At 43.3% G+C, this 12,550-nt stretch carries 6 protein-coding genes; all 6 read left to right on the top strand.

Annotated features, from left to right (window positions below; genetic code table 11):
* The first annotated feature begins 59 nt into the window (after positions 1-59).
* The 6 genes from VQ048_RS02645 to bshC all read left to right on the top strand — a co-directional run bounded on the left by VQ048_RS02645 (position 60) and on the right by bshC (position 12,524).
* Positions 60-2,918, top strand: a complete 2,859-nt coding sequence (locus tag VQ048_RS02645) for a SusC/RagA family TonB-linked outer membrane protein (protein ID WP_327610127.1) — start codon at positions 60-62, stop codon at positions 2,916-2,918.
* A gap of 21 nt (positions 2,919-2,939) precedes the next feature.
* Entirely contained in the window at positions 2,940-4,343 is a 1,404-nt protein-coding gene (locus VQ048_RS02650; RefSeq protein WP_327610128.1) for a RagB/SusD family nutrient uptake outer membrane protein, read from the top strand.
* Positions 4,344-4,464: 121 nt separating this feature from the next.
* The gene (locus VQ048_RS02655; protein WP_327610129.1) at positions 4,465-7,434 is read left to right on the top strand and encodes a SusC/RagA family TonB-linked outer membrane protein; all 2,970 of its coding nucleotides are present in this window, start codon (positions 4,465-4,467) and stop codon (positions 7,432-7,434) included.
* Positions 7,435-7,453: 19 nt separating this feature from the next.
* Positions 7,454-8,923: a RagB/SusD family nutrient uptake outer membrane protein gene (locus VQ048_RS02660; RefSeq protein ID WP_327610130.1), complete on the top strand. Its 1,470-nt coding sequence runs from the start codon at positions 7,454-7,456 to the stop codon at positions 8,921-8,923.
* Positions 8,924-9,024: 101 nt separating this feature from the next.
* The gene (locus VQ048_RS02665) at positions 9,025-10,929 is read left to right on the top strand and encodes a putative porin (RefSeq protein WP_327610131.1); all 1,905 of its coding nucleotides are present in this window, start codon (positions 9,025-9,027) and stop codon (positions 10,927-10,929) included.
* Positions 10,930-10,940: 11 nt separating this feature from the next.
* Positions 10,941-12,524, top strand: a complete 1,584-nt coding sequence (gene bshC, locus VQ048_RS02670) for a bacillithiol biosynthesis cysteine-adding enzyme BshC (RefSeq protein WP_327610132.1) — start codon at positions 10,941-10,943, stop codon at positions 12,522-12,524.
* The last annotated feature ends 26 nt before the right edge of the window (positions 12,525-12,550 follow it).

Raw genomic sequence — 12,550 nt, forward strand, 5'->3', positions numbered from 1 at the left:
TCTTGTGTTAATAATTTTTAACATCTTTGCACTGTCTAATATTGAAAAAAATTATTAATATGGGTTTGAAACGGAGTGTGTTGACAGCCGGTGTATTGTTCTTTATGGGAGGGCAAGAGGTGTTAGCGCAGAAGAGAACGGTGGACACTACTAAAACAAAAGATATAGAGGAAGTAGTTGTCTTGGGATTTGGTCAAAAGAAAGCGGTAAAAGAGCTTACGGGTTCCGTAGGTAGAGTGGGAGCGGAAGTGGCAGATGTTTCCATGGGCTCTATTGACAAGGCGATGGCGGGAAGAGTGGCTGGTGTTCAGACGGGGATGGCAACGGGGCAGCCCGGTGGAGCGGCTTATGTTCGGATACGGGGAATGGCATCTGTCAATGGAAGGAATAACCCTATCATTATAGTGGATGGCGTTAGGGTAGCTCAAGGAGATTTATCTACCAATACGACGACATCTAATATTCTTGCAAACTTGAACGACTCGGACATTGAGAGTGTGACGATGTTGAAGGATGCGGTTTCTACGGCTGTTTATGGGGCGGATGCTGGTGCCGGGGTGATGATTATTACCACTAAGGCTGGTCGTAAAGGGAAACCGAAGTTTAGTTTCTCCAATGAGTCCGGGGTTTCGTTTAGGGCAGTAAGAGGGCATGAGAGTCTGAGTGCGGCAGAGTGGAAGGATTTGATAGCCCAAGGCTTGGCTAACAGATATTCTGTTACTAAAGAGCAGGCTTATCAGCAAGCGTTGTCCGGTGCTCGGGGAGCAACGTTGCAGGATATATTTAATAGTACTAATAGTACGGATTGGAGAAGAGAGACAGAAAAGAACAGTGGAGCCTTTCTTCAGAATGTTAATGGCTCTGTTTCGGGAGGGAATGACAGGTTGACTTATTATTCATCTTTAGGGTATTTTAATCAAAGTAGTATTGTTAAATCGTCTTACTTTAAGAGGGTTACAGGTACGAATAAAGTTACTTACAAAGCAACGGATAAGTTAAATTTGAGTACCGACGTGCAGTTTTCGTTCGGAGAATTAAGAGCTTTAATTGGTGGTGGAGGTTACTCAAATCCTATTTTGGGGCAGTATTTTTTGAGGCCGACGGATGCGGTTAGAAATGCAGATGGAACGTATAATTATGGCGATTCGGGTTACTTGTCTAATGGGTTGTTTAATGTGGCGGCAGTGCAACAATTGGATTATTCTATAGCAAAAACCGCTAGGGTGTTTGCCAATTTTCAGGCAGAGTATAAAATTTTGAAAAACCTGAGCTATAAGTTTGTTTTTGCTCCGGAGTATATTAATTTGGAAGAGGATGCGTATAATTCTCCTTTGCATGGTGATGGGTACAGTTTGAAGGGGGCTTTGTATAGTTATGCTAGCCGATATTTCAATTTTAACATTCAGAATATTCTTTCTTACAATTTTAGGTTGGGAGATAGGAATAATTTTAATGCAAGCTTGATTCAGGAGGCTTATAAATCAGATTATAGATTGGTTGGTGGAGTAGGCAATGCAGTGGGAACCACTTCATTGAAAACTTTGGATAGTTTTATTATTCCGAGAGAAGCGGTAGGAAGAAAAAGTATAGCCTCTAGAGGGGGGTATGCGGCTACGTTGCATTACGATTATGATCGATTGGTGTTATTGGATTTGTCTGGTAGGGAGGATCGGGTTTCCAATTTTTGGCCAGATAAAAAAACAGGGTATTTTTGGTCTGCTGGTTTAGGTGTGGATTTGGCCCGTTTGGAAATGTTGAGATCCAGTGATGTGGTGTCGCAGTTGAAGCTTTCTGCTTCTTACGGAAGTGTAGGAAATCTGCCTTCGTCAGATGTGATTCCTTATTCTTTGTACCGTTATTCGTCTAATTATAATAATCAAGCTGGAGCTACTCTTAGGGCTGTGGATAACCCGGATTTGAAATGGGAGACGTTAAAGCCATTTAATGCACAGTTCGATTTGGGGCTTTTCAATGACCGTTTGAATTTGACGGCGGCGTACTATCATAAGACAACGTCGGATATGATTTTTGACATTCCTTTGTCCATGGCTCAGGGCGGATATACGGTAATAGGAGGAACTGCTTACGCAAGAAAATTCGTTAATGTCGGGGCTATGGTTAATTCTGGTTTTGAATTCACTTTAGGAGGACAGATCGTTAAAGGACGGGATTTTAGTTGGAGGGCAAGTGCTAATATTAGTACGCTGGATAATAGAATTACGAAGCTCTATGACGGGAAAGATGTTGTGAAGGGGGATATGATTTTGAGAGAAGGTGAGGCGGCAAACTCATTTTATATGAGAAAATGGGCTGGTGTGGATGAAACGAATGGTAAACCTCTGTGGTATGTTAATGGAAAAGATGGAGAGACGACATCGGATTATAACAAGGCGCAGTTGGCTATTCAGGGAGCGCCTTATGCCAAGGTTTTTGGAGGGTTTGATACTCAGTTGAGTTATAAGGGATTTTCGTTGGATGCGCAGTTGAGTTATGGTTTTGGAAACAAGATCTACGACTATTGGGGGATTTATTTGCTTAGTGATGGGCAGTATACTGTTAATTACCCCGGGTATAGAGCCCAGTTAGATTATTGGACGCCTGATAATCCGAAAGCGTTGAATCCAGCTCCGATTTACGGACTTGGAAACAACAATGCCAATGCGATATCAAGCAGGCTGTTGTATAAGGGTGATTATATGAGGTTGAGGGTACTGAAGGTTTCTTATTCTTTCAAAAAAGAACTTTTGAGAAACACTGGTTTGGAAGGTGCTCAGGTTTATGTGTTAGGGAATAATATTTGGACGTATGTATTTGATAAAAATCTAAGACTGGATCCAGATTTGGCTATACAGGGAACGTCTAACCTTAACTTACCACCTCTAAAAACGTTTAGTTTGGGGGTTAATCTTAACTTTTAACACAGTAAAAACAGTAAGAAAATGAGAAAAATCATATTTAGTTTATCGTTAATGTCGTTGGTGGGAGTCGCGTCTGTTTCTTGTAGCAGAGACTTTACGGAAACTCAGTTTTTTCAGGATGAAAAAGCGGGAGCTATCACGACGGTGGAACAGTTGCAATCTTTTGTAAACGGGACGTTTACCAAGATGCGTTCTGCCAATTATTTAGGGCGCGAGTACAGGGCGCTTGCGCAAGTGCATACGGATGAGACTTACTGCACCCAAAGAACGGGGCGTAATGTTCAGTTTGCAACTTATCGTTTGACTTCACAAACGGCAGCGGTCGCTAATACATGGTATGCGATTTACCAGGTCATCGCTAATGCGAATACAGTGATTAATGCACCGGATAATCTGACTTGGGGAGAAGCTTCGGATCCGAGTTTGGTAGCGACTCGGGTAAAGTATTTGAAGGGGCAGGCTTATGCAGCGAGAGCGCTGGCGTTCTTTGATTTGCTTAGGTTGTACGGCCAGCAGTATTCTGGAGGGAGATTGGGCGTTGTCCTTCCCACGGAATATAATCCCAGTGTTCTTATGGGGCGGGCAACGGTAGCCGAGACTCAGGCCAAAATAGAGGCGGACTTTGCGGCAGCACTTGCCAATGTGGGCGATTCGGGAGAGGTATCGGCAAAGAACTATCTTAACAAGTATTCTATTGAAGCTTTGATGTCGAGGTATTATCTGTATAAGGGGGAATACGATAAGGTTATTGCTTATGCTAACGATGTGATATCCAGTGGTAATTATAGTGTGGTTGCAAGCAACGACTATATCAAGTCGTTTTCTCAAGAGGGAGGCGTTAATAGTGTTTTCGAGTTGTCTTTGGGAATCAACGGATCTTTGGGATATAATGCTTATGATCTTATCGTTAACAGTAACGGGTATGCTAATATAGCGGTATTGCCGGAGGTGTATTCTTCTTACGCTGCCGGTGATGTCAGAAAAAGCGCTATTAATGCTAACAGGTTGGGGGAATATTTTGTTAACGGAAAGTTTTCCAATTTTGTAGGGTCCTCTAATATCAAAGTGGTGAGGTATGAGGAAGTTCTTTTAAATGCAGCAGAAGCGGAAATTGTAGCGGGGTCATCGGCCAACGCACTGACCTACTATAATGCAATCAGAACGAAAAGAGGATTGCCGGCGGCAACTTCTGTAACCTTTGAAGATATCAAGAAGGAAAGGCGTTTGGAGCTTTTAGGAGAAGGATTTAGGTATTGGGATCTTTTGAGATGGAATGAAGTGGTTCCTTATTATACCAGTGCAGGGGTGAGAGATACTTCCAAAGACAAGCGGGTAGGAGATAATCTTTTAGCTTATCCAATTCCTCTATCGGAAACCAATGTGCCGGGGACTCCGGTGGTATCTAATCCGGGCTACGATAATTAATCAGAACAAATTATTATAGTTCAGATGGCTTTGCTAAACGGCAAAGCCATTTTTTTTTAAAAAACTTGCAAGTGTTAAAAAAAATTAACATATTTGTCCCGAACTATAATAATTTGTTAATATGAATGTGAAATTGAAAGCGTTAACGGCTGGGGTTTTGTTCTTTGTGGGCGGCCAAGAGGCGTTAGCGCAAAAGAGAACAGTAGATACCGCCAAGACGGCGGATATCAAGGAGGTTATTGTGGTAGCCTTTGGTAAGCAGAAAAAAGAGGAGATTACGGGATCGGTTACCCAACTTAAGGCCGAAGCGGTTAAGGATTTGCAGAATGGTAACGTTCTTCAGGGGCTTACGGGTAAAGTTGGAGGGGTTCAGGTAATCACTTCGGGACAGCCGGGGTCAGATCCCTTGATTAGGATGCGAGGGATTGGGTCAATCAACTCCTCTAGTGCACCTCTTATTGTTTTAGATGGTATTCCTTACAATGGAGAGCTTAACTCTATTCCTGGGCAAGACATTGAGTCCATGACGTTCTTGAAAGATGCTTCATCCAATGCGCTCTATGGTTCCAGAGGGGCGAACGGTGTAATTATGATTACCACCAAGAGAGGTAAGAAAAGAGGGATAGAAGTGGAATTTGACACAAAAGTAGGGGTAAACACCAGAGCCGTAAAAGACTACGACATCATTACAAGCCCGAAAGAATATTATATGGCTTACTACGATCGTTTGAGAGTGGGGGCTTACCGTGGGAATATTACGAGCCCGGGAAGTGGGGTGTCTGCGGCGGCAGCACACGAAGCTGCAAGAACCGGACTTTCAGAGCTTGGTTATAACAACTATGATGTTGCTTTCGATCAGTTGATCGTTAACGGGCAATTTAATCCTAATGCCAATTTGTTGTATCAGGATAATTGGGCAAAAAATTTATTCAAACCTTCTATGAGAACGGAACACTTCTTTAGCCTTTCTTCCAATGGGGAAAAAGTAAGAACGTACTTCTCTGGAAGTTACCTTAAGGATAATGGGTATGCCCTGAGATCCGGGTTCCAAAGGATGTCTTCTCGCCTTAATGTAGATTATAAGGCAACTGAAAATATTAGTTTTGGTGCTAATATCAATTACGCAAATACCAATTTTGAACCAGGGTCTAGAGGATCGGGGAGTAACTATTCTAACGCTTTTAATTTTTCTCGTGGTATAGCGCCAATTTATCCGGTTTTTGCTCGGGATGCTAACTATAACATTCTTTATGATGCAAAAGGAGATCGGGTTTATGATTTCGGAACCGGGCAGTTTTTGGGGCAGAAGAGAGCGTACGGATCGTTCCAAAACCCGGTGGGAACCTTGAATTTGGATCAGTATAACGATGTTAACGATAATTTGTCTTCCAGATTTTATGCAACGGCAAAATTCCTTAAAGATTTTGAATTTACGTATAATTTCTCCGTGGACTTGTTAAACCGGACTTACCATCGTTTGGCGACGCCTCTTGCTGGGGATGCGGCTCCTGCTAACGGAAGACTTACCCGCGGAACGGATCGTAACCTTACAGTAGGCCACCAGCAGTTGTTGACTTGGAACCGTTCTTTTGGAGGACACAGCTTTAATGTTCTTTTGGGGCACGAGTCAAACAGCCTAAGAATGGATAACATTGAAGGACAAAAAACACAACTTTTGTTACCGGATGTGCCGTCTCTTAACTACGGAGGAAACATTCAGTACCTTAAAAGCTCGATTACCGACTATAGAGTAGAAGGGTATTTCTCAAGATTGCTGTATAACTATGACAATAAATACTTCTTTAATGCCAACGTTAGAAAAGACGGTTCTTCCGTTTTTGCACCGGAGTCAAGATGGGGAACTTTCTTTGGTTTAGGCGCCGCGTGGAACGTAGCTAAGGAGAACTTTTTAGCGGACAGCAATGTTGTTAATACCCTCAAGTTGAAAGCTTCATATGGTGAGCAAGGAAATGACAACTTGTTGAATAGAAGAAGAGACGCTAGAGTTTATTATACTTATTTGGACTTGTATGACATCCAAACCAGTGGTCAGAATACTCCGGTACCAACGTTGAGCAGTTTGGGAGCGAAAAACCTCAGATGGGAGACTTCCCAAAATATCAATGCCGGATTTGAGTCGGCTTGGTTTAAAAACAGATTCTTCCTTGATGTGGAATACTTTGAAAGAAAAGTATCAGACATGTTGTATTACTTGCCTCAGCCTATTTCCAATACCGGACAATACGTTATTCCGGCAAACGTTGGAGATATGAAAAACGTGGGGGTAGAAGCCAACATCGAGGTTGTACCGGTTAAAACAGAGAATGTGAAATGGTCTGTTTTTGCAAACGGAACACACTATAAGAATACCGTAACCAAACTTCCTGGAGCTCAAGCTAAGAATGGTATTATCGACGGATCGTTCAAGTTGATGGAAGGGCACTCTAGATACGACTATTTTATGTTTGAATTTGCTGGAGTGGATGCCACAAACGGGGATGCGCTATGGTATAAAGAGGTAACCGATGCAGACGGTAAGGTTACTCTTGAAAAAACAAACCTTATTGCACAAGCTACTCAGCGTTTTATAGGTAAATCGGCTATTCCTAAAGTTTTTGGTGGTTTCGGAACAGACTTGTCCGTTGGTCGTTTTAACGCGAGAGTTAACTTTGCTTATCAGTTTGGCGGATGGGGTTACGATGCTATTTACCAGAACTTGCTGAGTTCAAGCTCAGATATTGGTGCCAATTACCACAGAGATGTGTTTAACTCTTGGACTCCGGAAAATCCTAATGCGGCGATTCCTCGGGTGGATCGGATTAATGCCACTCAGGCTCAGGCGTCTTCGTTCTATCTAATCAAATCCGACTACATTAGTTTGCAAGATGTTACCTTGGGATACAACCTGTCTGAGAATTTCTTGAAAACATTTAATATCTCAAGCGCTAGAATCTACTTTACAGGAAGCAACTTGGCGTTGTGGTCTAAGCGTAGAGGTTACGACCCAAGAATGAGCATAATGGGGCAATCAGCATCAGGTCAGTATTCTGTTATTAGAACAACATCCGTAGGGATTAATGTTAAATTTTAATTAAAAACGATTGAAAAAAATGAATAAATTATTTAAAATAGGGGTAGCACTGTCATGCGCAATGCTTTTGACGGGATGTAGGAGTGATTTTTTGGATCCTCAGCCTCAGGGACAAGTATCCAGCACACAGTTGGCTTCGAATCCGGATGCCATTTCTAAACTTTTGGATGGGGTTTATTTAACGTATGCAAGCTATAAAGCGGGAGGGACAACTAATCATGATGATTTTGGTTTAATGGGGCTTTATGCGGCTTCAGATTTGATGACGAACGATGAAGCTCAGATGATTAACCATTGGTTTGGCGGGTTTTATAACTTTACGGGGCAGTTGGTAACCAATTCAAGAACCCTTTCGGTTTGGAGAGCGTATTACAGCCAGATTTTTAACCTTAACAAAATCATCAGTAGCATTGAGGCTTCAGGCTCTACGTCGGCCGAAAGTAATTATGTGTTGGGGCAGGCTCTTGTGATGCGGGCGTACAGCTACGACCGTTTGACGAGATTTTATACCTTCTCTTACAAGGGGCACGAAAGTGATTTGGCGGTGCCTTTGACCAAAGGAGGCGAAACCACCGGTATTCCTAGATCTACGGTTTCGGAAGTTTATGCTTCGGTTGTTGCCGATATGGAAAGAGGGATTTCTTTGCTTAATGGTTATAGCCGAGGAAGCGATAAGTCCAAAGTGGATGCTAAAGTGGCTAAAGCCTTGGCGGCAGACCTTTATCTTTGGATGGGGAACTACGAGAAGGCTGCAACTTATGCTAATGAGGCGCGGACTGGCTATTCTTTGATGAGTCGTTCATCGTACTTGTCCACTGGCTTTTCGGAGCTTAGCAATACGGAAGCTATGTGGGGATTCGATCATACGTCTCTTACAACAGGGGTTTATGCGTCTTTCTTCTCTCACTGGGATAGTACGAACAATGGTTATGCAGGTCTGTTAGGTGTTTATAAGCTTATTGATAAAAGACTTTACGATGCCATTCCTAGCACAGATTACAGAAAGCTAAACTTTAACGGTGCTTCTTCAGCGAGCTACACGTTCAATGATAAGACGAAAACTTATCCGGCTTACACCAACTTCAAGTTCAAGGATCCATCATTCTTTGAAGGAGATTACATCTATCTAAGATCCTCCTTGTTGTATTATATTGAAGCAGAATCTTTGGCAAGACAAGGCAAAGAACCTCAGGCTCGTCAGGTTTTGTATGAGATTACTTCGGCAAGAGATTCCGGATATACTTTGTCCAGCAAATCGGGTGCGGATCTCATCAACGAAATCATTCTTCAGAAGAGAATTGAGATGTGGGGCGAAGGTTACGCTTGGTCGGATCAGAAGAGATTGGGTGTTCCTTTGGTTAGAAACTACACAGGAACGAACCATCCATCGTTTGGTCGTGTAGATCAAGAGGTAAATAACGCAAGATGGAGATTCCAAATTCCTCAGTTGGAGATTAACAACAATGAGAACATTGTTCAGAATCCATAATCGTTAGGATTACCAATAAAGATAACCCGTTCCATTTCCATAATGGAGCGGGTTTTTTATTGCCCCTATTTTCTTACATTTGTACCGCATTATCATAGGGAATGAAGAGTTTATTGATTCTAATAGGGTTATTTTGGGGAGGCTTGGTTTGGGCTCAGGAAAAATTGGGGGATACGTTAGTGGTTGACAATGGCGGAAAGGATTCGCTTAAAATTTTTCGGCCCACGATTTCGGATTATAAGTACCGTACCCGCTACGGGGAGTATAAAACCTTTGACACCACGTTCACCATGCAGTGCTCTTACGGGCTTACCCAATATAACCATCAGGATAATTTTGGGCGGATTCAGTTTGCTAATATCGGATCGGGGTTTCAGGATTTGACTTTTCGTTGGAATCCGGAGCAATCGCTTAGTCTTTTGCCCTCCCGAAAGTCATATTTCATCCTTGGAGCGGAGGATGTAAAGTATTACGATGTCAAAACACCAACTACGGGATTTGTGTACCACTCGGCGATGCGGAATGGGGCTTCGCTTCAAAGTACATATACGCAAAATGTGGGAAGGAACTTCAATTTTTCGTTAGAGTATTTAGGGTTGCGTTCGCAGGGGTTTTATACGAACAGTTTGGCGGCTAATAATCACACTTTGTTTTCGGCTCATTATTTATCGGATAACGGAAAATATGAGGCATTTGCGCATTATCTTCACCAGAATGTCAATAACGAAGAGTACGGCGGAATTTCGGATTTGAGTTTGTTCACGGGAGGGGATAGTCGCTTTAGAAACCGGCAAAATATTACGGTTAATCTTAACGATTCCGATTCAAGGTATTGGTACCGGAGGTATTATTTTAGTCATACGTTTGCTCCTTTTGATCCTTTGCGTTGGCCGTTTAAGGTTTCGCATACGGTTTTTCATCAGGGGAATAAATATTGGTTTAATTTGGGTAGTGCCGATGTTTCTGCTTTTGAGGGGGTTAATATGGGAAGGGGGCTGAGTTCGGCGAGCTATTCGGATAATTTGAGCAATACGGTTTCTTTGCTTTTTGATGAAAAACGTTTTAAACTGGATGCGGGGGTTCGTCATCAACGGATCGGAATGGGAGCGTCCAATACAATTCTCAATACCGAAATTTTAGCGGGAGCGCAGTATGTGGAAAATCGACTGGGAGCGGTAGGCCGGTTGGAGGTTGATTTTTGGGATCGTTTAGCACTTAATGCTTTTTTGGAATACTCTAAAGGGGGGCGTTTTGGGCATTACCTTCATTCGGCGAATCGTTTTCGTTTGACGTTCGCAGAGGGGTATGCTTTGGATGGGCATCTTCACTTTCAGAGTGCTTTGCCGGGCTTCCAGTATTTGTTGAATTTTTCGCCAGTGCTGGGGTATAACTATGATGTTTCGGGAGAGATGAAAAATCAGAATATTTTGGATGTTGGAGGAACGGTTGCATTGAAATGGTTGGAGGCGAAGCTGTCGGCTAATTATTTCCGGGTGGATCACTATGCTTATTTTGATGCATCGGGGCAGCCGAGACAGAGTCCTTCCTCGGTTAATGTTTCTCAGGTTGGCGGGGAGGCTGCGGTAGGTTACCGGAAGTTTCATCTTCATGCGAAGGTGCAGTTGCAGAGCGTGCTCAATCACAAGTCGCTTTATCCTATGCCTCAGGTTTTGGCTCGGGTGAATGGCTATTGGCAAGGAAAGGCTTTTAAAGATGCGGCGGAGATTATGACGGGGCTTAAGGTCTATTATTTTTCGCGTTTTGATTCGCGGGATTTTTCGCCGGTGCTTAATGAGTTTATTCTTCCTAATTCTCGGGCTTATGCCATTGGGGGGCAGCCTATTGTGGATGCTTACTTTAATTTGCGGGTTAAGACGATGCAGATTTATTTGGAGGGGCAGAATCTTACGGCAGCGGTGATGCAGAATAGAAGTTATACGGCGCCTTATTATCCGTTGTATGATTTTCGTTTGAATATTGGGATTGTATGGCAGTTGTTTCATTAAAAAAGTAGAAATTGAAAAAGATAGATTGCATTGCGTTTTCGGCTCTTGAATCGGTTCCGGATTTGGTGAAGGATTTTTTGACGGAGGATTTGGAATGGTTTGATGGGGTTCGCTTCGGCGAAGATAATTTTGAGCGGAAAATTAGGGAACGCGAAGGTTTTTCTCCTGAGCGGCGAAGGGTTTTGGTGGAGGTTTTGCGTGAGCAATCGGCAGATTTGCAACTAACGGATAAACAACGTTTTAACTTGGATGCTCTTTTGGATGAAAAGACCTTTACGGTGGTAACGGGGCATCAGCTTAACCTCTATATGGGGCCTTCTTTTTTTGTTTACAAGATTCTTCAAACCATTAAGACGGCGGAATATTTACGGGAGAAATTTCCGGGGATACAAGTGGTTCCTGTTTTTTGGATGGCTTCGGAAGATCATGATTTTGAGGAGATTAATCATTTTAAAACGAAAGACGGATTTTATGAGTTTAGGGCTTCCTCGGGGGGGGCGGTTGGGCGTTTGAAGGTGGAGGATACGGCTTTTGTGTCCCGCTTTGAGGAGTCGTTTTCGGATCGGCTTTTTGGGGCGGAATTGATTCGTTGGATGCGGGAGGCTTATCGTGAGGGGGCATCGCTTTCGCAGGCGACTCGGGTGTTGGTTCAGCGTTTGTTTTCGGCTTATGGGCTTTTGGTTTTGGATGGCGACGACTCCAGGCTTAAGGCGCAGATGAAGCCGTTTTTTCGCAAGGAGCTTTTGGAACAGGTGCTTTATGAAACGACGGCTAAGCGGATTGGTTTTCTGAAGGAGCGTTATGGGCGGGTTCAGGTGAATCCTAGGGCGGTTAATCTATTTTATCTTACTGCGACCCGGGATCGCATTGAGCGCCAGGGGGAAGAGTATGTGGTGGTGGATAAAAATTTGCGTTTTACCCGTACGGCAATTTTGGAGGAATTGGAAAAGCATCCCGAACGGTTTAGTCCTAATGCTTTAATGCGGCCGGTTTACCAGGAGGTAGTGCTTCCTAATTTGGCGTATATTGGTGGGAATGCGGAGGTGATGTATTGGTTGGAGTTGCAGGATTATTTTGCGGAAAATAATTTGAGTTATCCTGTGCTTATTCCCAGAAACTCTGTGGTTTGCTTGGATGAAAAAGAGCTTCGCAAGGCGGAAAAATTGGGATTGTTGCCGAGAGATTTTTTTGGGAACTTTGCTGAAGTGGTTCGGGGAGCTATGTTAAAGGATGTGGCTTTGGAAGGGGTATTGCGGGACAGTCGGCTTCAGGTGGAACAAGTCTTTGAGGTCTTGAAATCGCGCTCGGTGGAAACGGATGTGACGTTTGGTCATTTGGTTGCGGCGGAGCAGGCTCGTCAGCTTAAGTCCTACGAGCGGATGCACAAGCGGCTTGTTCGAGCGGAAAAGCGCAAGCAGGCCGAAAAATTAGAGCGCTTGGAGACTCTTTTTCTTCGGATTCATCCGGGCGGGGTTTGGCAGGAGCGAGTGTTTAATTTTAGCGTGTTTTATGCGGATTATGGGCGACTTTGGATTGAGGAATGTTATGAAAAAATGAATGTTGATAAGTCGGAACTTTTAATTTTAGGCATTTAATTTGAAAGCATTATTTTTGCATAATC

The organism is Bergeyella anatis, from assembly GCF_036016955.1.
GTDB lineage: Bacteria > Bacteroidota > Bacteroidia > Flavobacteriales > Weeksellaceae > JAYWXI01.

Coding starts and splice junctions, on each gene's coding strand:
- VQ048_RS02660 (WP_327610130.1), top strand. CDS start 7,454: ATGAATAAATTATTTAAAATAGGGGTAGCACTGTCATGCGCAATGCTT.
- VQ048_RS02645 (WP_327610127.1), top strand. CDS start 60: ATGGGTTTGAAACGGAGTGTGTTGACAGCCGGTGTATTGTTCTTTATG.
- VQ048_RS02665 (WP_327610131.1), top strand. CDS start 9,025: ATGAAGAGTTTATTGATTCTAATAGGGTTATTTTGGGGAGGCTTGGTT.
- VQ048_RS02655 (WP_327610129.1), top strand. CDS start 4,465: ATGAATGTGAAATTGAAAGCGTTAACGGCTGGGGTTTTGTTCTTTGTG.
- VQ048_RS02650 (WP_327610128.1), top strand. CDS start 2,940: ATGAGAAAAATCATATTTAGTTTATCGTTAATGTCGTTGGTGGGAGTC.